Source organism: Ilumatobacteraceae bacterium (assembly GCA_033344875.1).
Lineage (GTDB): Bacteria > Actinomycetota > Acidimicrobiia > Acidimicrobiales > Ilumatobacteraceae > Ilumatobacter.
Window position 1 is genome coordinate 3,132,654 of record JAWPMO010000001.1, and the last position, 23,360, is coordinate 3,156,013.

18 protein-coding genes are annotated in these 23,360 nt (G+C 66.5%); 4 read left to right on the top strand and 14 right to left on the bottom strand.

What is annotated here, in order from left to right:
* Positions 1-4: 4 nt before the first annotated feature.
* Together R8G01_14825 and R8G01_14830 are read right to left on the bottom strand one after the other, a co-directional pair.
* Entirely contained in the window at positions 5-1,684 is a 1,680-nt protein-coding gene (locus R8G01_14825) for an ABC transporter substrate-binding protein (protein ID MDW3215272.1), read from the bottom strand.
* Positions 1,685-1,697: 13 nt separating this feature from the next.
* A complete protein-coding gene (locus R8G01_14830; GenBank protein MDW3215273.1) occupies positions 1,698-3,290 on the bottom strand; it encodes an AMP-binding protein in 1,593 nt (530 codons plus the stop codon).
* A gap of 90 nt (positions 3,291-3,380) precedes the next feature.
* Here R8G01_14830 and R8G01_14835 point away from each other — a divergent pair, with 90 nt between their 5' ends.
* Positions 3,381-4,151, top strand: a complete 771-nt coding sequence (locus tag R8G01_14835) for an alpha/beta hydrolase (protein MDW3215274.1) — start codon at positions 3,381-3,383, stop codon at positions 4,149-4,151.
* A 119-nt stretch (positions 4,152-4,270) separates the two neighbouring features.
* Positions 4,271-4,738, top strand: a complete 468-nt coding sequence (locus R8G01_14840) for a hypothetical protein (protein MDW3215275.1) — start codon at positions 4,271-4,273, stop codon at positions 4,736-4,738.
* A 526-nt stretch (positions 4,739-5,264) separates the two neighbouring features.
* Here R8G01_14840 and R8G01_14845 read toward each other — a convergent pair.
* The 5 genes from R8G01_14845 to R8G01_14865 form a co-directional block, all read right to left on the bottom strand.
* Positions 5,265-6,959 carry an amidohydrolase family protein gene (locus tag R8G01_14845; GenBank protein MDW3215276.1) on the bottom strand — a complete coding sequence of 565 codons (1,695 nt, stop codon included), beginning with the start codon at positions 6,957-6,959 and terminating at the stop codon, positions 5,265-5,267.
* Between the two features lie 27 nt (positions 6,960-6,986).
* Entirely contained in the window at positions 6,987-8,165 is a 1,179-nt protein-coding gene (locus R8G01_14850) for an amidohydrolase family protein (GenBank protein MDW3215277.1), read from the bottom strand.
* Positions 8,162-9,814 (bottom strand): ABC transporter substrate-binding protein, encoded by a 1,653-nt coding sequence (locus tag R8G01_14855; GenBank protein MDW3215278.1) that lies wholly within the window; start codon positions 9,812-9,814, stop codon positions 8,162-8,164. Before R8G01_14855 ends, R8G01_14850 begins: the two co-directional genes overlap by 4 nt.
* A gap of 960 nt (positions 9,815-10,774) precedes the next feature.
* Positions 10,775-12,427 carry an AMP-binding protein gene (locus tag R8G01_14860; protein MDW3215279.1) on the bottom strand — a complete coding sequence of 551 codons (1,653 nt, stop codon included), beginning with the start codon at positions 12,425-12,427 and terminating at the stop codon, positions 10,775-10,777.
* Positions 12,424-13,590, bottom strand: a complete 1,167-nt coding sequence (locus R8G01_14865) for an alcohol dehydrogenase catalytic domain-containing protein (protein MDW3215280.1) — start codon at positions 13,588-13,590, stop codon at positions 12,424-12,426. The genes R8G01_14860 and R8G01_14865 overlap by 4 nt, the downstream gene beginning before the upstream one ends.
* Before the next feature lie 193 nt (positions 13,591-13,783).
* Between R8G01_14865 and R8G01_14870 the strand changes: the two genes are divergently transcribed.
* A complete protein-coding gene (locus R8G01_14870; protein ID MDW3215281.1) occupies positions 13,784-14,749 on the top strand; it encodes an alpha/beta hydrolase in 966 nt (321 codons plus the stop codon).
* Positions 14,746-15,597: an SMP-30/gluconolactonase/LRE family protein gene (locus R8G01_14875; GenBank protein MDW3215282.1), complete on the top strand. Its 852-nt coding sequence runs from the start codon at positions 14,746-14,748 to the stop codon at positions 15,595-15,597. The genes R8G01_14870 and R8G01_14875 overlap by 4 nt, the downstream gene beginning before the upstream one ends.
* Positions 15,598-15,616: 19 nt before the next feature.
* On the opposite strand, the gene R8G01_14880 is transcribed toward R8G01_14875, so the two are convergent.
* The 7 genes from R8G01_14880 to R8G01_14910 form a co-directional block, all read right to left on the bottom strand.
* Positions 15,617-16,147: a cupin domain-containing protein gene (locus R8G01_14880; protein ID MDW3215283.1), complete on the bottom strand. Its 531-nt coding sequence runs from the start codon at positions 16,145-16,147 to the stop codon at positions 15,617-15,619.
* Positions 16,148-16,220: 73 nt separating this feature from the next.
* The gene (locus R8G01_14885) at positions 16,221-17,234 is read right to left on the bottom strand and encodes an ABC transporter permease (protein ID MDW3215284.1); all 1,014 of its coding nucleotides are present in this window, start codon (positions 17,232-17,234) and stop codon (positions 16,221-16,223) included.
* Positions 17,227-18,351 carry an ABC transporter permease gene (locus tag R8G01_14890; protein MDW3215285.1) on the bottom strand — a complete coding sequence of 375 codons (1,125 nt, stop codon included), beginning with the start codon at positions 18,349-18,351 and terminating at the stop codon, positions 17,227-17,229. Before R8G01_14890 ends, R8G01_14885 begins: the two co-directional genes overlap by 8 nt.
* Positions 18,348-19,343 (bottom strand): ATP-binding cassette domain-containing protein, encoded by a 996-nt coding sequence (locus tag R8G01_14895; GenBank protein MDW3215286.1) that lies wholly within the window; start codon positions 19,341-19,343, stop codon positions 18,348-18,350. The genes R8G01_14890 and R8G01_14895 overlap by 4 nt, the downstream gene beginning before the upstream one ends.
* On the bottom strand, positions 19,343-20,383 hold the full coding sequence (locus R8G01_14900; GenBank protein MDW3215287.1) for an ABC transporter ATP-binding protein: 1,041 nt from the start codon (positions 20,381-20,383) through the stop codon (positions 19,343-19,345). The genes R8G01_14895 and R8G01_14900 overlap by 1 nt, the downstream gene beginning before the upstream one ends.
* Before the next feature lie 28 nt (positions 20,384-20,411).
* Positions 20,412-22,124, bottom strand: coding sequence for an ABC transporter substrate-binding protein (locus R8G01_14905; protein MDW3215288.1), 1,713 nt, complete (start codon positions 22,122-22,124; stop codon positions 20,412-20,414).
* Positions 22,125-22,456: 332 nt separating this feature from the next.
* The gene (locus R8G01_14910; protein ID MDW3215289.1) at positions 22,457-23,338 is read right to left on the bottom strand and encodes a glucose 1-dehydrogenase; all 882 of its coding nucleotides are present in this window, start codon (positions 23,336-23,338) and stop codon (positions 22,457-22,459) included.
* Positions 23,339-23,360 lie beyond the last annotated feature (22 nt).

The following is a 23,360-nucleotide window of genomic DNA, read 5'->3' on the forward strand; positions in this document are numbered from 1 at the left end:
GGGCTCAGGAACTGATCCCGACACCACGGAACTCGATGACGTCCTTCCAACTCTGCAGACCCGTGACCTTGTCGTTGAAGCCCCACGGGTTCTGCGGATGGAAGATCACGATCGCGAACGCCTGCTCGACGAGCGTTGCCGAGAGCTCTTGGAGAACGGCGTCGCGTTCCTCGATGGTCAGCGTCGAATCGAGGCTCTGTTGATACAGCGCTTCGACCTCGGGAGATGATGCACCGCCGGGGTTGGTGAACGCCCCCGGTTGGAACTGGAGGGCGGTCTCGCTCGGGTCCGGTCGAGCGGCTCCGATCACCGCGGTACCTTCGCCGTTCGCGTCGACGTACACGACCTGACCATACTGCGACAGTTCGACGGCGTTGACCGTGACGTCCACGCCGATCTCTCCGAGCTGGGCCTGGATCGCTTCGGCGTAGGCGACGACGAAGTCGAGTGCCGCCACGTTGATCTCCATCGAGAATCCGTCCTCCAGGCCGGCCTCGGCCAGGAGTTCCCGGGCACGATCCGGGTCGTAGGCGTAGCGATCAGCCGAGACGTCCGGATTGTGGCCGAGGAATCCCTCGGGATAGATCTGCACGGACGGTGTCCCGAGGCCGAAGAACAGCCCCTCGACGATGGCCTCGCGATCGATCGCGTGGTTGAGCGCCTGACGAACTCGAACGTCGTCGAGCGGTGCCTTCGCTCGATTGAGCTGCAGCATGCCGATCTCGATCGAGTCCTGCTTCAGCAGGTTCAGACCAGCGGACTCCAACTCGGCGGCCTGAGCCGGTTCGAGGCGGGCCGCGTCGAGCTGATCGTCGCGCAGGGCGTTCAAGCGGGCGGTGAAGTCGGGCATGATCACGATCTCCATACCGCCGAGCTGCTGAGCCTCTTGGTCCCAGTACTCGTCCCACGCCTCGAGCGTCAGCTTCACGCCGGGCTCGTACGACGTCGGACGGTACATTCCGGCACCGACGGGGTTCTGGTCGAGGTCAGGATTGTCGAGCGCCGCCGGGCTGATCATCATCCCGGGTTGGTTGGCGAGCGTGATCGGCAACGATGCAGCCGGCCCCGACAGGTTGAAGCGGACCGTCAGCGGGTCGATGACCTCGACCGATTCGATCACCGCGAGGTTGCCGGCGACCGACGAACCCTCGAGCGATTGACCTCGCTCGATGTTGGCCTTGACCGCTTCGGCATCGAACGGCTCCCCGTCCTGGAACACCACGCCTTCGCGCAGTTGCAGTTCGAGGTACGACCCGTCGTCGGAGAACTCCCACGACGTGGCGAGTCCGGGCACCGGCTCGACATTGGGTGAGAGGTGCACCAGGCGGTCGTACATCGGATACAGGACGTACTTGTCGGCGCCGATCGACGACTTGTGGGGGTCGAGGCTCGTCGGGGCGACCCACGGGTACCTCAGGACACCGTCGGCGTCGCCGGCGGGTTCGTCACCTGGTTCGTCACCGGAGGTGGCGTCGTCGCCCGAGTCGTCATCGGACGGCTCGTCTCCCGCAGGTTCGTCATCGGCCGGTTCGTCATCAGCCGGTTCATCACCGGCTGGTTCGTCATCGGTCGTGGCATCGTCGGCGGTCGGCTCGTCCGGGGAGGCATCGTCGTCGTCCCCCCCGCACGCCGTCGTCACCAGCGCCAGCGCCAGCGCGCCTGCCATGAGCTTTCGTCTCAGCATGTCGGTCTTCCTTTCACTCGAGGTCTGACGACCCTGGATTGCTCTGACCAGCGGCGCCGATCGGAGATTTGGAGCTCGCGAGGTAGGTCTCGCGAACCTTGCGTTTGAACAACTTGCCGCTCGGGTCGCGGGGAAGCTGATCGATGAACGAGAACTCGCGCGGCACCTTGAATCGGGCCAGGAGCCGCTCGCAGTGCGCTCGCAGCGCCTCGACGTCGGGAGGCTCGTTCCGCGCTTCGACCACCGCGACCACGCGCTCACCCAGGTCATCGTCGGGTATCCCGAACACGGCGACGTCCGCGACGTCGTCGTGCGACAGCAGGGCGTTCTCGATCTCGGCGGGGTAGATGTTGACGCCGCCTGCGATGATCAGGTTCGACGACCGGTCTTTCAAGAAGAGATAGCCGTCGTCGTCCATGTAGCCGATGTCGCCGACGGTGAAGTAGTCGCCGACCCGCGAAGCGGCCGTCTTCTCGTCGTCATTGTGATACCGGAAGCCTTCCGGTCCGAGGTAGATGTACACCGAACCGATCTCCCCCGACGGCACCCGTTCACCCTCGGTGTCGAGGATGCGAAGGTCGGCGCCCTCCCACGCGCGCCCGACCGTGCCGGGGCGCGCGAGCCAATCCGATGAGTTCACGAAGGTTCCACCACCCTCGGTCGTGCCGTAGTACTCGTAGATGACCGGCCCCCACCATTCGATCATTCGCCGTTTGACGTCGGGCGGGCACGGTGCCGCCCCGTGGACCACGTAGCGGAGCGACGACACGTCGACGCCCTTGCGGACCGCGTCCGGAAGGGCGAGGAGCCGATGGAACTGGGTCGGCACCATGTGCGAGTTGGTGACGCCGTACCGCTCGATGAGCTCCAGCGTCTGCGCTGCGTCGAACCGGTCCATCAGCACGACCTGCTGACCGGTGTGGAGCGCCGACGCGGCGAACGCGAGCACGGCCGTGTGGTACAGCGGTGACGTGCACAGGTGGACGTCGTCGCTCGACGTGGTGATCCCGAACAAGCCGAGCATGTCGAGGAAGGGGATCGCGGCATCGTCCGGTGAGGAGTCGGGGAGCGGGCGCCGGACACCCTTCGGACGACCGGTCGTTCCCGACGTGTAGTACATGACGGCGCCGGCCGTTCGGTCGTCCGGCGTTGCCGGGGAGGCCGAGGAGATCCACTGTTCGAACGACTGGTAGCCGTCGACCTCTCCGACGAACGCCGTCGTCGGCGGTGATTCGAGTGTGGCGAGCGCGGCACCGACCGTCTGGCCGTAGCGTTCGTGAGCGATCACGCATCGCGCCTCGGAGTTGGCGATGAGGTACGCGATCTCCGACTCGGTCAGATGATGGTTGACGGGTGTGAGGTACCAACCGGCTTGCATGGCGGCGAGATAGGCGGCCATGATCTCGAGACCATTGGGCAGCACGGTCGCCACGACGTCTCCGACGCCGACACCGTCGGCCCGACCTCGATCGACGATCCGATTCGCCATCGCGAGGACCTCACCGGCCCGATGTTCGACACCGCCCGCGGTGACGAGCACAATTCGATCAGGATCGGCCGTAGCACGGCTCCAGAACCGCATTCTCACCCACTTTCCCCTCGGCATCGTCGATCGCGATCGGCGTCGACGGTTGGTAGTGTAACATCTGTCTACGCAAAGATGTCAAAGGTATAGATGATTGATGATGGTTCCGGCGTGCACATCGATCTGATCGCCGGACCCGACGGTCGGCTCGAGGTCCGCGTGGCCGGCCGAGGGACGACGCTGGTGATGATCGCGTCGCTCGGGAGGAGCGCCGACGACTTCGACGAGCTGGCCGAACTGGTCGCCGCCGTCGGATACCGCGTGGTGGCTCCCGAACCACGCGGGATCAGGGGCTCGGAGCCCGGCCCCGACGACGTCGACCTCCGCGGCTTGAGCGACGATGTCGCCGCGGTGATCGCGCACTACGGCGGACCCGCATTCGTCCTCGGGCACGCGTTCGGGAACCGTGTGGCACGGATGGTCGCAACGAGACATCCGACCCTCGTCGCCGGCGTCATCCTCCTCGGCTGTGGAGGCGCGATCCTGCCGGAGCCGGTCGATGGCCGGGCATTGATCGATGTCTTCGACGAGTCACTCGACGCCGAACGTCACCTCGAGGCGGTCCGCCGCGCGTTCTTCGCTCCGGGCAACGATCCGGCGCCCTGGCGGGACGGCTGGCACCCTGCGGTCGCACAGATGCAGGGGCGTTCGATGACCGACATCGACCCCGACGTGTGGTGGCGCAGCGGCGACGCCCGCGTGCTCGTCGTCCAAGCCGCGAACGACGTCATCGCACCGCCGGCGAACGGCGAGAAGCTGATCGGGGATCTCGGGAATCGGGGCGAACTCCGCATGCTCGGGGGCGCCGGTCACGCGATGCTGCCCGAGCAGCCGGTTCAGCTGGCGGAGATGATCACGGACTGGTTGCGGCGTCACGGGTGATCCGGCTCGCAGCGACCGTCGGCGCGCTTGTCCGAGGCACCAATGTTTTCTATCATTAAAATGTTGATCAATCACCTGGGGGACGGGACACACCCACCCTCGTCATCGAAAGGTCCGTCGTGAACATCTCCGACACACTCACCGCCCGTCTCGGATCGGAACTGGTCGTGACGCCGGCGGACCCGCTCGCCCCCTGCACCGTCATCGAACTCGACGCACTTCCCTGGGTGCCCTACGTCGGTGAAGACGGCGATGCATCGGCGTCGCTGGTCTTCACCAAGACGCTCGTCGATCCCGAATCCGGCCATTATGCGATGGCGGTCAAGCTGATGCCCGGCATCGGTGGGCGAACCCACTGGCACCGCTCCGACACGCTCTACATCGTGCGCCGCGGTGAACTGCACATCGAAGGTGAGGGTGTCTTTCGGGAAGGCAGCTTCCGATGGGTTCGGGGCGGCTACGCCTACGGCCCGGAAACCCCTGGCCCGGAGGGAGCGGAGTTCTTCTTCATCAGCATGGGCCCCTACGGACTGTTCGTCGCCGACGAACACCCACCGCCCCTCGGACGGTGGGACGACCCCGCTTGAGATCGTCGCTCGCAGTAGTGAGACCCGCCGCCGAAGAACTCGACCGATGACCGAGCTGTGGCGTCGTGGCCCCGTCAGCGCGGTCGCCGATGTCGACACACCTGTCGTCGAGCGAATGCGTGCTGCAGACACGATTCCGATCGGTCGGGCGAGTCTGTCGGACCTCGGGCTACGAGTGCACACCATATCGACGTTGCACGGCTGGACCCAAGATCCGTGGAGTCCGGACGTGACCGCCAGCGGGTCGCGAACGGACGGGTCGATCTCACGGTCGGCGTCGGCCTCGTGGCTCAGACCCCGCTCGTGTCGTTCGGCGCAACCGTACGGCTACGACCACTGCGGACCGACGACTGGCCTTCGGCTGGATCACCGACCCCTACCGGAATCTGATCGAACTCGTCACGTACGGTTCGGCCCGTCCGCTGCCCGACGTCGATCAGGTGTCGGGCGCCATCGACGAGGTCATAACTTGACGAGCGCGCGCCCTGCGTGACTCGTCGTCGGCCGAATCATCGGTCGTACGGAATCACCCGTCCGACCGGCCCAACCGCGTCCCGCCCACGATCCGGCCTGCGGCCTCGGTGACGAGAAGTTCGATTCCGTCCTGTCGCACCTGGGTGCCATTGACCCACACGTGGACGAAGCCGACGCTCTCGACGACCACCCGGTCCTCGTCGCCGGGCAGGTCAAACCATCGCTGCTCGGGCTGTGTGTCGATCGTGTCGAGGTCGAACACGACGAGGTCCGCTTTGTGACCAGCGACGATCGTGCCACGATCCGCCAGTCCGACGATCTCAGCCGGTTGTCCCGTCAACATGTGGATGGCGTGTTCCAGGCTGAATGCTGCACGATCCCGGACCCAGCGAGCGATCAGATCGGTCGGCAGGCAGGCGTCGCACAGTTGGCTCGCGTGCGCGCCCGCGTCGGACAACCCGAGCGTGGTCGATTCGTGCTCGAGCAACCGGACCACCTGCTCGGGATCGTCGTTCAGGAGCACCTCGCGGTAGCGGGTCGTCCCGCCGACCGCTAGGTCCACCATCACATCGAACGGCGTGGTGTCGCGAGCGGCGGCCAGATCCTCGAGCGTTCGGCCGACGGCGGACGAATCGGCGGTCGACTCCGCGACGGTGATCCGCGACCAGCGGTGACGCCAGGCCTCGAGTACCTGCGGCCGGGCCCGATCACGCCACTCCGTCGTCCGATAGACGTCGAGCCGCTCCGCTCTGGGTACTTCGAAGATGTCGTGGAACGCCGGCAACGACGCCAAGGATCCGGGCGGGACATCCAGCATCATCTGGAACGTCACCGGACGGGGGGTGACCTGTGGCCACACATTGCCCGGGAGCGCAGCCTGCGCCTCGACGACCTCGATCGCCGGGCGGCGCAGTTCCTGCATGCCGGCGATGTCGGCGAGGAACGACTCCTGACCGACCAGGGCGGCAGCCCAGGTGATCTTCACGCCGTGCGCCACGCTCAGCCGACTGAAATCCGTCGGCGAGAGCCCCGGACCCGCCGTCGCTTGGAGCAGCCCGCCCCACCTGCCGACCTCGGCCACGATCTGTTCTATCTCGTCGGCACCGGCGAGTCGGCTCGGCACCGGGCGGCCACGATCACCGACGTGCGTCGGCGACGCCGACGTCGCGAACCCGACGGCGCCGTTGGCCATCGCGTCGCGGACGTGACCGACCATCTCGGCGATCTCGTCACTCGTCGCCTTTCGCTCGAAGGCGTCGTCGCCCATCACATAGATGCGCAGCGGTGTGTGGCCGATGAAGAAGGCCATATTGGAGCGTAATGAACGCCGTCGCACGGCATCGAGGTACTCGGGAAAGGTCTCGAACTCCCAGGTGATCCCTTCCGTCAGAGCGGTTCGCGACATGCCCTCGACGGTCTCGAGGGTGTTGACGATCGCAGAACGGTCGTCGGGACGAACCGGCGCTATCCCGAAACCGCAGTTGCCCGCCACCACAGTCGTGACCCCATGCCACGACGACGGAGTCATGTCGGGATCCCACAAGACCTGTGCGTCGTAGTGCGTGTGCAAGTCGATGAAACCAGGCGACACGACCAGGCCCGTCACGTCGATCGTGCGATCGAACGAGCCATCGATGTCATCGTCGACCCGGGCGATCACGTCGCCGTCGATCACGACATCGGCCCGGCGAGGGGGGCTACCAGTACCGTCGACCACGATCCCGCCTCGCAACAACGTCGTCGTCATGAGTGCCCCTTGCTCTCCGACATCATCTCAGGTGTCGAGTCCGTAGAGCTCGGAGGCGTTCGTCACGGCAAGTCGTTCGACCGTCTCGAAGTCCAGTGACGCCGCGGTGGCGTCGCGTTGGAGCGCACCGATCGAGTCCGGCCAGGTCCCGGCCCCGTGCGGATAGTCGCTCGACCACATGAAGTGGTCGGCGCCAGTGAACGAGAGGTTGTTGAGCCCGATCGGATCGGTGATGTACGTGAGGCCGACGTTGCGTCGGAAGTAGAACGATGGCGGTTCGGTCAGATCATCCTGACGCGCCGACCAGTGCTTGAAGCTCGCGTCCAGCCGACGTTCCATGCTGGCGGCGTAGTAGATGCCGCCCTCGGCGCCGATCACCCGCAGATCGGGGTGGCGGGCGAACACACCCGACGCGATCAGCTCACAAATCGAACGTTGGAGCTCCTCCTGGACCCCGATCGACAAGTAGAAGCTCGACTCGACCCCATCGGAGAACGATGCCAACTGTTTGCTCTGACGGTGACCGGCGAGGGTGTGCAGCGAGATCGGCAAGTTCATCTCACTCGCCGTCGCCCAGAGCGGCTCGTAGCGAGGCGAGAAGAAACTCTCGCCGACCGGCGGAGCAGTCCAGATGATGATGCCGCGATGACCCAGCTCGGCCGCGCGCCGGACCTCGGCCAACGCGTCGTCGATGTCCCACACCGAGATCAGCGCATAGCCCAACAACCGCGACGGCGCCGTCGAGCAGAAGTCAGCCAACCAGTCGTTGTAGATGCGGAAGCAGGCATCCTGCAGCGGGGGGTCTTCGAGCTGCAGGAGGCTGAGCCCCGCCGTCGGGTAGAGCACCTCGGCTGCGACACCGTCGCGGTCCATGTCGGTGAGCCGGGCGTCGGGATCGAATCCGCCGCGTGCCCCCACGTCGCGGGTGGGGTCGTCGGCGAGCAGACGATCGACTTCGCCCGGCGCCATCCCAGCGGTCCGCGACAACGTGAGATCAATCGCACGGGGATGATCCGGCATCGAGAGGTAGGTGTGATGATTGTCCGGGTCGCGCACGGCGCGCGGACCACGGTCGGCGAGGTCGTCGGGGAGATGTTCCGACCAGAGGTCGCCGGGCTCCACCACGTGGGAATCGGCCGAGATCAAGCGACCGGTCAACCGCTCCGCGATCGCGTTTTCGATGGTCGGATCGGTCATCGTGCTCATTCGGTCTCCTCGATCGAGACGCCACGGAACTCGGGCTTGCCCGAGAGGTAGGACTCGAAGCCGCTCACCGTCGGGGCGGTCGCCCACGGCCGCTCCGTGTGGAACAGCACCACGTTCATCGCGTCCTCGGCGACGATCCGCGACAGTTCCTGCAAGGTCTCCGCTCGTTGTTCGGGGTCGACGCTCGAGTCGAGCGACGACGTGATCAGCTGCTGAATCTCAGGCGTCGTCGCGCCACCCGGATTGGTCAACGTGTCGGTGAACAGCGCGGCAAACATCTGTGACGGGTCGTTGCGGCTGAAACCGGTCGAGATCACGGCGTCGCCTTGCTCTTGCACATAGACGAGCTCACCGAACTGGGAAACTTCGACCGGAACGATCTTCATGTCGATCCCCGCATCCGCGAGCATCGCCTGGATCGCTTCGGCCGTCGTCGTGACGAAGTCCACCGCCGGCACGTTCAGCTCGAACTCCACACCGTCGTCATAGCCGGCCTCTGACAGCGTCCTCCGAGCGAGTTCGGGGTCGTACGGGTAGAGATCGGGCTCGACCTCGTCGGAGTGAGCGAAGAAGCCTTCGGGGTACGGCTGGACGTCGGGCTCGCCCCAGCCGAACAGCACGGCATCGACGAGGGCTTGCCGATCGATCGCATAGCTGATCGCACGGCGGACGGCGACGTCGTCGAGCGGCGGCTTCGAACGGTTGAACTGCAGTTGGCCGAACTCGACGCTCTTGACGTTGACGACGTCAAGGCCGGCGTCGCCGGCTTCGTCCGCCTGTCCGGGCTCGATCAGCGCCACATCGAGCTGGTCGCTGCGCAGGCCATTGAGGCGAGCGACAAAGTCGCCGATCAACTTCGCCTCCATGCCCCCGAGCAGAGCGGCTTCGGGATCCCAGTAGGAGTCCCACGCCTCGTAGGAGATGTTGACGCCCGGCTCGTAGTCAGTGATCCGATACATGCCGGCGCCGGAGGGGATTGCGTCAGAGGCTCCGGCCCCGACCGACTCGGGGCTGACCATCATGCCCGGTGCCCCCGACAGCACCAGCGGCAACGAGGCAGCCGGTCCGTTGAGTTGCAGGCGGACGGTGTACTGGTCGACGACCTCGACCCCGTCGATCACCGCCAGATCGGCCGCGACACCCGAGCCCTCGATCGTCTGACCACGCTCGATGTTGAACGCCACGGTTTCGGCGTCGAACGGCGTCCCATCCTGGAACACCACGTCGTCTCGCAGCTCCAACTCGAGCACGGTTCCGTCGTCGACGAAGGACCACGCCGACGCGAGCCCGGGGACCGAATCGCCATTGGGCGCCTGGTGGATCAGGCGATCGAATGCCGGGTACAACACGACGAGATCCGACGAGATCGTCGACAGGTGGGGGTCGACCGTCGAGGGGGCCACCCACGCGAATCGGAGCACGGCATCGGAGCCTTCCGGTTCGTTGTCGGGTTCGTCGCCCGTGCCCTCGGCGGGAGACGTCGACGTCCGCGTGGTGTCGTCGCCACCCGCCGACGGTTGACCGTCGGCGTTGTCGTTCGACGCCGCCTCGGTCGTATCGGCGTCGTCGCCGGCGTCGTCGCCGCCGCAACTAGCGCCGATCACGATCGCAACGGCTCCCAGCAACGCACCCAAGTGCCGAGTTCTCATCAGTACCCCCAAGTCTCGATAGAGCATCCATCTTTACAGAGATATCAATGTTAGGCAAGATCGAGTGGCGGAGTCCTGTGAGCCGCCCTCTGTGCTCGTGACCCGTTTCCGCTGATCGACCACGGGCGGACGAACCCTCGGAGGGGGCACCCATGGCCACCACTGCACTCGACGACGACGCGACCGGGGATCGACCGGGAGCCGAGCGGATCCGCGACGTCGACGACGAGCGAGCGCATCGCAAGTACAACGTCGCGGCGGCGTTGCGCCTGCTCGCCGCTCAAGGCGTCACCCACGGTGCAGCGGGTCACATCAGCGCCCGCGACCCATGTCACGACAACCGGTTTCTGGGTCAACCCCCGGTGCGAGACGTCTCGCGAATGCCGTCGGACGACCTCCTGCTCGTCGATGGCGCGGTCACGTCCTCGTCGGCGTCGGCCCTCAACCAGGCAGCCTTCGCGATCCATTCACGGCTCCATCGCCCCCGACCCGAAATCGTCGGCGCGGCACATGCCCACTCACCGGACGCCGAGATCTGGGCGTCGACCCGCCGTTTGCTGAAACCCCTGGACGGCTGCGCATACTTCGAGGATCACGAGGTGTTCGCGAGGTTCTGCGGCGTGGTGCTCGACGCCGCCGAGGGCGATGCGATCGCGACGACGCTCGGCGGCCACAAGGCCGCCATCTTGGCCAACCACGGGTTGCTGACGGTCGGCACGTCGGTCGAAGCAGCTGCGTGGTGGTTCCTCCCGATGAAAGACGCCTGCCGGGACACAGGTCCACAGCGAAGCGATTGGAGCACCGATCACGATCAGCGACGACGAAGCCCGACGAAGGTGGGAGCACGTCGGCAAGCCCCAGGTCGGACGGGCTCAGTTCGAGTACGAGATCCAGGCCGTCGATATCGACTTCCCACACCCCTGACCCGATCGATGATGGTTCTGGGGCACGCCCGGGGGATCACGAAGCGCGTTCGATCGCCAACGCCTTCAGCGACGGCCGATCCAGCTTCCCGTTGGGAGCGCGCATCAGGTCGTCGACCAACACGATCGTGCGCGGCGCCTTGTACCTGGCAAGCCGCGAGCGACAGTGCTCGATCAGTTCGTCGGCCGTCGGCGACGCTCCCGGCCTGACCTGGACGACGGCGCAGACTGTTTCGCCGAATCGTTCGTCGGGCAGACCGAGGCATGCCGCATCCTCCACGGCGTCGTGGAGCTTCAACGTCTCCTCGATCTCCTCCGGGTACACCTTCTCGCCACCGGTGTTGATGCACGACGAGCCTCTTCCGAGCAAGGTCAGCGAGCCGTCGTGTTCGACCATGACGTAGTCTCCGGGGACCGAATAGCGGACACCGCCGACCTCCACGAAGGTCTCGGCTGACTTCTTCGCATCCTTGAAGTAGCCGATCGGAACCGGCTCTCGGACTGCGATCCGGCCCGGAACGCCACTCCCGGGCTCGACCCACGAACCGTCGTCGGCCAGGACGTTCGCCCGGTCGCCCAACGCGAACGTTGCGGTCGTGGTCGCCGCTGCCGAACGACGAGTCACCGAGGCCCCGAGCCCCATCGCCTCCGACGAGGCAAAGCTGTCGTAGAGCGTGACGTCGGGCAGGTGTTCGAGGAGCCCCTCCTTGACCGGTTGGCTCCACATCGCTCCCGACGACGAGATCACGGCCAGCGACCCGAGGTCGCGATCCGGATCAGCGTCGAGCGCGTCACGCAACGGTGCTGCGAACGGATCGCCGACGAGGGTCAAGACGTGAACCCGATACCGCTCCAGCAGATCGATCACGTCGGACGCCACGAACCGGTGGGCACCGGTGATGACGACCTTGCCGCCGTCGAACAGGTTGGACAACTGGCTGATCAGTCCGGTGCCGTGCATCAGCGGAGCGACGGTCAGCGTGGTCAGCTGCACGTCGCCGAGATCGCTCTGGGCCGCGAGCGCCCGCATCGTGCCGGTGTAGAGCTTCACCAGATCGCCCTGGCGCCACATCGCGGCCTTGGGCATTCCGGTGGTGCCGCCGGTGTACAGGAACATCAGGTCATCGCCGTTGCCGCGACCCTCGACCGTCCGATCGGCGCTCCGCACCGATCGATAGTCGACCCATTCGGCCGCCCCGGCATCGTCAGCGGTGGGGTGGTCGATCGGCTCGGTGCCGTCGTCGACCACGTACACGACACGAACCGACGGGGAATCGACCAGCGCGTCGCGCAGCACCGACTGGAACTCGCGATGGACCACGACCGCTTCGGCGTCGGCGTTGCCGAGCAGATACGCGATCTCGGGCGCGGTGTACCGGAAGTTGATGTTGAACGGCGTCATCGAACCAGCGGACGCCCCGATGTACGTCTCGAGGAAGGCGGAGCAGTTCCGCATGTACACCCCGACGCGGGCGCCCGGACCCGACAACCGGTCGATGAGATCGGCGGCGAGGGCGCCCGAGCGTGCACCGAAGGTCCGGTAGTCGACTTCTTCCCCATCGGCGTCGACGATGGCGATCCGGTCGGGTTCGGCGACGACCCACTCCTCGACCGCCTCGGCCATCGAGCGGTACGGGCCCTCGGCGGCGGGGAGGGCGGTGCTCTGGCCGGCGGACGCGGTGTCGTTCATTGGTTCCTCTGCTTCGACGGGTGCGATTCGGCTGCGGGTGCGGAGTCGGAATCGTCGAACCGGATCACGCCGCGGATGTTGTGACCTGCGGCCAGGTCGTCGAACGCGTCGTTGATCTGATCGAGCCGGTAGGTGGTGGTGATGAGCGACTCCAGGTCGAGGCGGCCGTCACGGTACAACTCGAGGTACTTCGCGGCGTCGAGCGCCGGGTCCATACCGCCGTACACGGTTCCGGTGAACGAGACCTGCTTGCGGGTGAACACCGATGGCGAGACGGGAAGATGGTCGAGACCCGACGTCGACGACCCCACCTGCACCGCGATCCCACCCGGTGCCAGGGCTTCGAGTGCCAGCGTGTAATGCTCGGGCAGGGTGCGATCGACGGTGAGGATGACACAGTCGACTCCCCACCCGTTCGTGAGTTCGCGCAACGCGTCGGCCACGTCGGTCTCGCGGGCATTGACGAAGTGCGACGCGCCGAACCCTTCGGCGGCACTCCGCTTGCGGTCGTGAACGTCGACACCGACGATCAGGCCCGCCCCACCGAGTTGGGCGCCCATGATCGCAGCGGCGCCCACGCCTCCGACCCCGATCACCGCGACCGAGTCCCCGGGCCTCATCCGGGCGACGTTCAGCACGGAGCCGATCCCGGTCGAGACGCCACAGGCGACGAGCGCGGCGTGGCCGAGATCGACGTCACCCGGCACGACGACACAGTTCCGGGCCGGGCTGACCGTGTGCGAGCTGAAACTGCCGAGTCCGAGCGTCGTGCCGATGTCGACCCCGTCGCTGCCGTGCATCCGGTACGTACCGTCCGGCAGGCGGCCATCGACGCTCCAGCCGGCGGTGCAGAAGGTGCGCTTGCCGCGACGACAGGCGTTGCATCGACCGCACGGTCCGACGAACGTCTGGATCACATGGTCGCCGACCGAGATCGAGTCGACGCCTTCACCAACCGCCTCGACGACGCCGGCGCCTTCGTGGCCGCAGACCGACGGCGTCGAACTGGGGAAGTGTCCCTCGAGGACGTGGCGGTCGGATCCACAGATCCCGACCGCGGCCATCCGGATCAGCACCTCACCCGCCCGGGGTTCGTCGAGTTCGATCTCCTCGATCGAGAGCGGCTCGTCGAGCGCCCGCATCACTGCTGCTGTCGTCTGCACGTTGGTTGGTCGGTCCCTCGGGTGGCGGCTCGTTCGTCCGGCGGCATGATCGGCCGCTGTTTGATCTAAGATCATAATGATATGCATACCAGCCCCGGACGCGGCGGGTCACACGACCGCTCGGACCGGATTCGGACCCACGACGAGCCATCGGCCGACCGTCCGAGCGACCACCACGAAAGCAGGACGAAGCGTGACCTTGCACCCACGAGCCCGGGCGATCGTCGACCACATGGCGGCTGTCTTCCCGCCCCCCGACCCGTCGATCAGTGGCACCGAGATGCGTCAGCTGATCAAGGAACGCGCCGGCGACGTCATCCCCGACGCCCCGGAGCCGGTCGGCGAGGTCGCCGACATCGAAGCGGATGGGCCGAACGGCGCCATTCCGGTTCGGGTGTACCGGCCCCTCGACGCCGATCCGGATGAGGTGTTGCCGCTCGTCGTGTTCTTCCACGGAGGCGGTTGGGTCGTCTGCGACCTCGATTCCCACGACGGTTTCTGCCGCACGCTGACGAACCAGTCGAGGTGCTGCGTCGCGTCCGTCGACTACCGGCTGGCTCCCGAGCACCGCTTCCCCGTCCCGGTCGAGGATTGCTACGGGGCACTCACCTGGCTGGCGCGGCATGCCGACGAGCTCCGATGCGACCCGGACCGGATCTCGGTCGCCGGCGACAGCGCGGGCGGGAACCTCGCGGCGGTCGTCTGTCTGATGGCGCGCGACCGCTCCGGTCCCACCATCTCGTCGCAGGTCCTGATGTACCCGGTGATCGATCACCGGTTCGACACCGATTCGCACACGACACAGGGCACGACCAACGGGTTGACGTCATCGGAGGTCCAGTACTACTGGCGCGAGTACCTGCCCGACGACGGAACCGCCGACACGGCGGCCGACGACCCGTACGCATCCCCACTCCGGGCACAACACTTCGGCGAGCTACCGCGGGCGTTGCTGGTACTGCCCGAGCACGATCCGCTGCGGTCCGAGGGCGAGGCCTACGGTTCGGCGCTCGCAGCCGCCGAGGTGCCGACCATCGTGACGGTCTACGGGGGCATGTTCCACTCGTTCTTGATGTTCGGTGGCGTCCTCGAGGCCGCCGACGCGGCAGTGAACCAGATCGCATCCGAGCTGCGCACGGCGTTGGGCGTGACGTCGTGACGTCGTCACCGGAGTGGGAGGTCATCGTCGACGGGCTGGCGTTCCCCGAGGGCATGCGCTGGCGCGACGGCCACCTGTACTACTCCGACATCTTCGGCGGCGTGGTGCAGCGCGTCGCACCGGGCGGGTCGCCCGAGACCCTCGCCGAGGTCGATGGCCTCCCGAGCGGCTTGGGTTTTGCTCCCGACGGCACGATCCTGGTCGTGTCGATGCGGACGCGATCCGTCATGCGGCTCGGCCCCAATGGACCCGAGCTCTGGGCCGACCTCGCCGACCTCACCAACGGTGACTGCAACGACATGCTCGTCGACCCGCTCGGTCGCGCCTACGTCGGCAACTTCGGTTACGACTACGTCGGTGGAGCCGAACGACAGCCGGCGGCACTGGTGATGGTCGATGTCGACGGTTCGGCGCGTCAGGTCGCCGACGGCCTGTGGTTCCCGAACGGCATGGTGCTCACCCCCGACGGCAACACGCTCCTGGTCGCAGAGACCCGAGGCGAGCGGATCACGGCATTCGACGTGGCGGCCGACGGTTCGTTGAGCGGACGACGGGTGTTCGCGACGCTGCCGGATCGCGGGCCCGACGGGATGGGCATCGATCGTGACGGCGGAGTGTGGTTCGGTGACCCGCACACCCGCCAGGTCGTACACGTCGATGCCGACGGCGAGGTGCAGACCACGTGGGAGGCGCCGAACGAACAAACCCAGGCATGCGCGTTGGGTGGGCCCGATGGCCACACCCTGTTCGTGGCGTGTTCGCCCACCGCCGATCAACACGAAGCGACGTCACGACGCCCGGCGAAGATCCTCTCCACCCGTGTCGCGGTGGGCGCCCCGAACGGCTGAGCGACACGCTCGTCGCCGGTCAGCCGGTTCGTTCGGCACCGATCATGAAGCCCGCCACCAACACCGTTGTCGACGAGAAATTCTTCCACGCGTGCCGGGTGCCGCGTTGGACCACACAATCACCGGGTCCGAGACGTATCGCTGCGCCGTCGTCGAGCTCGAGCGTGATCTCACCGTCGATGACCACGAGATAGTCGACGGTGTCGGTCACGTGGAAGCCGTCGGCATCGTCGGCGAGTACCTCCGTGAGACCGTCGATGGCGCCGACCGGCTCGTCGTTCGCTGGTGCCGCTCCCACGGGCGGCGCCTCGAACAACACGAATCGTGAGCCACCCAGGGGTGCGAAGAACGGAAGCCGCGACGCGGCGTGATCGAGCCCGGGTCCGACCGTCGCCTGGTCCGGGTCGGTCCCCCACACCATGGCATACGCGTTTCCCGCCCGGTCACCGGCCGGGTCGCCTTGGCGGACCACGGGATCGATCATCGACTCCTCGTGAACGGTACGGCCCGCTTCGTCGATCCGGGTGACCACGAGTCGAGTCGGTTTCATGCGCTGCTCCTCGAAGGCCGGTTCGGCCGGCTCCGGAGCACCCGCGCGCGGGCGTCGGTCGCTCGTGCGGCGTTCAACGCCGTCGCCTGCTCCACTTGGCGGACGCCGCCTCACCGACCCGATTGAGTGCGAAGACGGTCAGGAACAGGACGATGCCGGGTCCGAACACGAGGTGAGGGTGTCGGTTGAAGCTGTCCTGGCCCGCGGCGATCATGTTGCCCCAGGTCGGATTCGGGCGATTGATCGACAGCCCGAGGTAGCTGAGCGATGCTTCGGCGACGATCAGCACGGCGATGAGCACGAACGAGTAGGCGACGACCACCGGCAGCACGTTCGGCACGATCTCGCTGAAGATCAGCCGTCGATTCCGAGCACCGAGCACGCGCGCCGCCAACACGTACTCCCGCTTGGCGACCGCAAGCGTCGTGGCTCGAGCGAGGCGGAGATAGATCGGCACACTGATGATCGCGAGTCCGAGCGTCACGTTGCGAACGCTCGGTTCGAGCACGGCGACCATCGCCAGGAGCAGCACGAGGGGCGGAAATGCGAGGAGGAGGTCGGCCAGGAGCAGCATCAGACTTTCGGTTCGACCACGCTTGAAACCGGCGAGGATGCCGGCCAGGACGCCGATCAGCGCCCCGACCAGCACGGCACCGCCGCCGACGATCAGCGAGACCCGGGCGCCGTAGATGATGCCTCCGAGGATGTCGAGGCCCTGATTGTCGGTGCCGAGTGGATGCGCGGACAGGAGGTCGGGTCGCAGGCGCGCCTCGACGTCGAGCGTCTCGCCCGGGCGACGGGACTCCGACAGCGGCAGCAGATCGGCCAGTGCCGCAGCGATGATCACCATCGCGAGCCAGGCGAACGAGAGCCAGAGCCCGACATGGACCTTGCGTCCAGCGATGGCGGTGAGCAACCGGCCCAGCCCGACGACCAGCAGGGCGATTCCGGCGACGACCAACGGCACCCTCCACTCGGCCGTGACGTCGACGAGGACGGCGGTGCCCGTCCAGACCGCGGCGGCGCCCGCCAACATCGCGGGGACGGCCGTCCACAGATCGCGGTAGCGTCCGCGCCGATCAGACATGCCGGGCCCTGATCCGTGGGTCGAGATAGGCGTAGGTGAGATCGACGAGCGCGTTCATCATGACGAAGACGACGGCGAGCACGGCGACTCCGGCCTGCACCACCGGATAGTCCTTCGTCTGGATCGCGTTGACGATGAGATCGCCCATGCCGGGGACGTTGAAGACCGCTTCGACGATGATCGTTCCGCCCAGCAGTCGCGCGAAACCGACTCCGGCCACCGTCACCAGCGACAGCGACGACGGGCGGAGCGCGTGAAACGTCATGACGCGCCAGACGGGCAGACCCTTCGACTCGGCCGACAGCAAGAAGTCCTCGTCGAGCGTGGTCACGAGGTCGGCACGCAGGACCCGCAGATAGACCGAACCCTCCAGGAGCGCGAGCGTCAACGCGGGCAGGAACGCGCTGCGGAGGTTGGCGATCGGGCCGCCATCGGTGATCCGGACGAAGCCCTGGCGTGGGAAGCTCGGCAGCCGCCAGACGATCAGTGCGGTGAGCACCGCCACCGCCGCCACGATGCCGGCCGATCGAGCCCACTCACGCCCGCCGGATGGTCGTCGGTCCCGCTCGGTCCACCCGTACACGATGCCGACGACGACCGCCGCGCCGACGACCGAGATCAGGACCTTCGCGGCTCCCTGGTGAAACACGAACAAGAAGATGACGAGCAGCGCCGAGAGGAACGGCGGGACCGAAATGGCGCCGAACGCGAAACCGCTGACCAGCCGGTCGCCCGCCCCGCCGGATTGGTACGCGGTCCACATCGCGAGCGGCACCGCTGCCAAGAGCGACAGCAGCATCGCCAGCACGGCGATCTCCAGCGTGATGGGCAGACGCGCCGAGATCAGCGAGCTGACCTCGGTCACCGGGGGGACGATCGAGCGGCCGAAGTCGCCGGTGACCGCATTCCCGAGCCAGTCGCCGTACCGACTGAGGACCGGTTGGTCGAGGCCCAGCTCCTGTCGGAGCGCATCGTACTGCTCCGCGGTCGCCCCCTCACCGAGCACGTTCGTCGCCACGTCCCCAGGCACCAGTTCGAGCATCAACGTGGTGCCGAGAGTTACCAGCAACACGATCACGATCATGCGAACGACCTTGAGCACCCCGCGCCGGATCACGTCGCCACCGGGGCTTCAGCGTGGTGACACGCCACGAAATGGCCTGGTCCGAGTCGACGGACCTGCGGCTCCTCCGCTGCGCAGATGTCGGTCGCGAGTGGACATCGGGTTCGAAAGCGGCAACCCGAGGGCGGTGCCAGGGGACTGGGTAGTTCACCTTTGAGTCCCGCCGGCGCCACCGGCAGACGCGGATCGGGATTCGGAACGGCCTGCACGAGAGCCTGGGTGTACGGATGGGCCGCGGCGTCGAACAGAGTGTCAGCGTCGGCGACCTCACAGATCTTTCCGAGGTACATCACGATCACCCGGTCGCTGATGTTCCTCACGACCGCCAGGTCGTGGGCGATGAACATCATGGTGAGGGTGTACGCAGCCTTCATCTCCCGGATCAGGTTCAGGAGCTGTGCCTGCACCGAGACATCGAGCGCCGACACCGGCTCGTCGCAGATCAGGAGTTCGGGCTCGAGCGCGAGCGCTCTCGCGATGCAGATTCGCTGGCACTGGCCACCCGAGAACTGATGAGGGCGCCGGTCGCGCACGAGTTCGGGGTCGAGTCCGACGGCGGTCAGCACCTCGTCGATCCGCTCGTCGCGTCCCTCGTTCCGCCCCCAGATCGTCAGCCCTTCACCGACGATCTGACGGATCGTGCGGCGGGGATTCAGCGACGAGACCGGGTCCTGCAGGATCATCTGCATACGGATCCGAGTTCTCCTCAGCGCCTCGTCGGAAAGCGCACCGAGGTCGACGCCGTCGAACGAGACCGTGCCTGACGTCGGTCGCGGCAACTGCAACACGGCACGACCCGTGGTCGACTTGCCACAACCCGACTCCCCCACCAGACCGAGCGTTTCCCCCCGTCGGATGTCGAAACTGATACCGCTCACGGCCTGAACGACGTCGTCCCTCCCGATCGGGAACTCGACGGTCAGGTCAGCGACCCTGAGGACGACATCGCCGTCCGGGTGGAGATGCGCAGTACCGGTCCCAGCCATCAGGCCCGACCCGAGTCCGTGTCGACGTGAGGCTGCGGGGCGTTGCCACGCGGATGCCAGCAGGCCACGGCGTGGCCGTGGGGGTCCGACTCGAGCGGCGGGTCGACCTCGCCGCAGCGCTGCGTGGCGTAGCTGCATCGAGGCTCGAAACGGCAACCGTCGGGCAACGCCACGAGGTCCGGCGGACGACCGGGCAGCGCGTCGAGTGCTTTCTGACTGGCGTCGGTGATGCGCGGAATCGACGCCAGGAGTCCTTCGGTGTAGGGGTGGCGGACGTCGGCGAATGTGGCGGCCGTCTCGGCGGTCTCGATGATTCGGCCGGAGTACATCACCGCCACGCGATCCGTTCTTCCGGCGACGACACCGAGATCGTGGGTCACGAGGATCATGGCCATGCCGCGCTCGGCCTGCAGGCGGCCGAGCAGCTCGAGGATCTGCTGCTGCACGGTGACATCGAGCGCCGTCGTGGGTTCATCGGCGATCAACAAACGCGGCCGGCACGCGATCGCGACGGCGATCGTGACACGCTGGCGCATCCCACCCGACAGCTCGTGGGGGTACTGGTCCACTCTGCGGGCAGCATCCGGGATTCCGACCTGGTCGAGCAGCGAGATCGCCTCGCGTTGTGCGTCGCGGCGACCGAGGCGGAGGTGATAGCGGAGCGACTCCGTGATGTGTTGGCCGACCCGCTTCGTGGGATTGAGCGACGTCATCGGATCCTGGAAGACCATGGCGATCTCGGTCCCCCAGAGTCGTCGTGTCGTGCGTCGCGAACCCAGCAGGTCCTGACCGTCGAACACCGCCTGCCCCGCCACGGTGACTCCGTGGCGGGGCAGCAAGCCCATGATCGTCCGCATCAGTACGGACTTCCCAGAACCGGATTCGCCGACGATGCCGAGCGTCTCCCCGACCGATACCCGCAGGGAGACCCCATCGACCGCACGAAGCTGCCCGCGCTCGGTCGTGAAGTCGGTGCAGACCTCGTCGACGGCGAGCAGTGACGCAGCGGACGGCCCCCCGTCGATCGAATCGTGGTTCATGGCGAATTCGGCGTCGACCGGCGATGAACTACGACTCGATGGAGGCGTCAGCGAAGAACGTCATCGTGTTACTCGACGGCTGGATTCCGGTGACGGCTTCGTTGTGGATGACGCGGTCCGCGGTGCTCAGCAAGATGAGAGCCGGCACGATCTCGTTCCACTCTGCCTGGATCTCGTTGAGGGCCTGCGTGACCTCGTCTGCGGTCGAAGCGACCCGGAGATCATCGACCGCTTGATCGGCGCGAGGACTCACGCCGCCACCATAGTTGGCTGGGCTGTCGCTCGAGAGGGAGTTGTTGAACGAAACCCACGGCTGCTCGTCGGCGGTGTTGAATCCCCAGCACGCCAGGTCGAAGTCCTGATTCACGATGATGGCATCGACCAGTGGCCCGAAGTTCGGCACGACCTGGACGTCGATCGTCACCCCGGCGTCGGCCGCCTGAGCGGCGATGGCCAGCGCCACCTCTTCACGACCGGCGTCGCAGATCAACCTCAGGTTGCCGTCCCAACCGTCTGCCTTCGCTTCGTCGAGCAGCGCGCGGGCAGCTTCCACGTCCGGAGCGGTTGCAGCGACCTCGAGGTCGAACCGCGAACTCGCCCCCAACACTGCGCCGTCGGCGTCACCGAGCCCTTCGTTGGCACGTTCGTTCACTGCTTCGGTGTCGATCGCCAACGCCAAGCCCTGGCGAACCCGCACATCGTTCGCCGGTGACGGGGCACCGACCCCGGAGTTGAACAGCAACGCGCTCGACGCACTCACGTACCGGCTGAAGCCAGGGTACTCGGAGCTCGCCTCGAGCGGGATCGGGTCCCTGAGGTACACGACATCGAACTCACCGTTCTCGAAAGCTTCCAGGCGAGCTTGGTCGGCGGGCAGTGGCACGAACCGAAGTTCCTCGATGCAGGGCGTGCCGTTCCAGTAGTCCTCCTTGGCCGTGAGCGTGGTGATCTCTCCGGATGTGAAGGTGTCGAGTTCGTAGGCACCGACGCCGGCGCCGGCCGGATCCAGGGCAAAGGACTCGCCTGCCGCATCGACGACCGCCGTGTTGACGATCATCCCGGGCTGGAGCGACAGGGTGAACGGGAAGCCCGACCACGCCTCGTTCAACGTGAAGACCAGGGTCAGGTCGTCGATGACCTCCATGGCGGTGATCTTCGAGGTGAGGCTCTTGAACGGCCCGGTGGAGAGTTCGTTGAACCGCTCGATGCTGGCCTTGACCGCGTCGGCGGTGAGCGGATCACCATTGCCGAATGCGATGCCCTCGCGCAGCGTCAGGGTCCAGTTGATGAAATCGGCGTCGGGTTCCAATGACTCGGCAACGCGTGGCATGTACGTGCCGGAGTCGGAATCCCACTGCATCAGGGTGTCGTAGATCTGTGCGACTGCGGTGATGCCGGTGGACTCCGCTCCGGGAACCAACACCGGATCCAGCCCGGCGGGTTGGCTGGGCGAGCCGTACGTGAGCACTCCGCCCGTCTCACCCTCGCAGGTGCCGGCGCCCGACCCGTCGGCATCCGTGGTGCCGGTGTCGTCGGACGTGTCGTCGCTCTCGCTGGATTCGCCGTCGTCGGACGTGTCGTCGGTCTCGCCCGATTCGCCGTCGTCGGACGTGTCGTCGGCCGTCGAATCGGCATCCGTGGGCGTCGGGGCGCTGTCGGTGTCGTCGTCGCCGCCGCATGCCGTGGCGACGAGGGTCAGCGCCACGAGCGCTCCGAACCCCTTCTTCGTGCGTGCTCTCATGATTCACTCTTTCTTTTCTCGAGGTCAAGAGTTCTTGACGGTGGGTGTCCTTCGTCCCGAGCGTTGCCGTTGGTCCACCAGCGCTCGGTCGTCAATCGCGTGCAGGTCCGGAACAACGATCGATTCGCCACGATGCGATGTCACAAAGGAAGTCGACGATTCCCCGGGTCGACCTCCGATAGGGCAATGATAACATTGATTGCATTGAACGTGCAAATTCAAACGGGGCACTTGCAAGCTGGAGCGGGAGGGCTGAACGAGCCAAGCCGTGTGCGCCCCTGGTTCCGCGCTACGTCAGACCAGCACCTGTCGAACTGAAACCGGTCGACCGGCTACGACGGCAGCTTGCCCTCGCGCGAGCGGTCGTGATCTCTCTGGGTTCGCAGGATCTCGACTTCGGCGTACGTGGGGGAGTGCGCCAGCGCACCACCATCGACCGAGATGACCTGACCGGTGATGAAGCCGGCCTCGTCGGAGGCAAGAAACGCGACCATCGCCGCAATGTCCTCGGGGGTGCCGAGCCGCCGGGTGAGCGCATGACGGGAGAACATGTCGACGTCACTCTCGGTCAGGTTCCGTTCGGCAGCCGGCGTCATGATCAAGCCGGGCGCGATCGCGTTGCACCGGATGCCGTCCCGTCCGAATGCCGTCGCCGTGTACTGCGTGAACATGTTCACACCCGCCTTCGACGCGCCGTACGCCGAACGCGTTGAGTGGCCGGTCAGGCCGGAACCCGAACTCGTGTTGATGATCGATCCCCGACCGGCCTCGACCATGTGCGGGCTCGCATGCTTGGTGCAGAGCATGACGCCCCGGAGGTTCACCGCCATCGTGCGGTCCCACACGTCGATGTCGAGCCGGCGAATGTCGCCATCGCGGCCGATGGTGTCCAGCTCGACCGCTCCGGCGTTGTTGTGCAACACGTCGATCTGGCCGTATCGCTCGATCGTGGACGCGACCAAGGAGGCGACCTGGTTCTCGTCGGCGACATCGGCGACGATGGCCGATGCCTCGAACCCGTCGGCTCGCAGCTGCTCGGCAACCTCTTCCGCACTCGTGCGGTCGATGTCGCCGACGACGACCGACATACCCTCCTCGGCCAGGCGGCGGACGGTCGACAGACCGATCCCGCTCCCGGCGCCGGTCACGACAGCCACCCGTCCTCGGAGCCCGCGGCGCTCGACGAGTTCGCGGACGTTCACATCAGTGGTCATGGTTGCCCTCCCAGGCGTCTCC

What these genes read in the sequence shown, in the direction of transcription:
- R8G01_14885 (MDW3215284.1), bottom strand. Translation starts at nt 17,234, where the DNA reads ATGTCTGATCGGCGCGGACGCTACCGCGATCTGTGGACGGCCGTCCCC.
- R8G01_14825 (MDW3215272.1), bottom strand. Translation starts at nt 1,684, where the DNA reads ATGCTGAGACGAAAGCTCATGGCAGGCGCGCTGGCGCTGGCGCTGGTG.
- R8G01_14850 (MDW3215277.1), bottom strand. Translation starts at nt 8,165, where the DNA reads ATGAGCACGATGACCGATCCGACCATCGAAAACGCGATCGCGGAGCGG.
- R8G01_14830 (MDW3215273.1), bottom strand. Translation starts at nt 3,290, where the DNA reads ATGCCGAGGGGAAAGTGGGTGAGAATGCGGTTCTGGAGCCGTGCTACG.
- R8G01_14880 (MDW3215283.1), bottom strand. Translation starts at nt 16,147, where the DNA reads ATGAAACCGACTCGACTCGTGGTCACCCGGATCGACGAAGCGGGCCGT.
- R8G01_14910 (MDW3215289.1), bottom strand. Translation starts at nt 23,338, where the DNA reads ATGACCACTGATGTGAACGTCCGCGAACTCGTCGAGCGCCGCGGGCTC.
- R8G01_14905 (MDW3215288.1), bottom strand. Translation starts at nt 22,124, where the DNA reads ATGAGAGCACGCACGAAGAAGGGGTTCGGAGCGCTCGTGGCGCTGACC.
- R8G01_14855 (MDW3215278.1), bottom strand. Translation starts at nt 9,814, where the DNA reads ATGAGAACTCGGCACTTGGGTGCGTTGCTGGGAGCCGTTGCGATCGTG.
- R8G01_14895 (MDW3215286.1), bottom strand. Translation starts at nt 19,343, where the DNA reads ATGGCTGGGACCGGTACTGCGCATCTCCACCCGGACGGCGATGTCGTC.
- R8G01_14860 (MDW3215279.1), bottom strand. Translation starts at nt 12,427, where the DNA reads ATGAACGACACCGCGTCCGCCGGCCAGAGCACCGCCCTCCCCGCCGCC.
- R8G01_14845 (MDW3215276.1), bottom strand. Translation starts at nt 6,959, where the DNA reads ATGACGACGACGTTGTTGCGAGGCGGGATCGTGGTCGACGGTACTGGT.
- R8G01_14900 (MDW3215287.1), bottom strand. Translation starts at nt 20,383, where the DNA reads ATGAACCACGATTCGATCGACGGGGGGCCGTCCGCTGCGTCACTGCTC.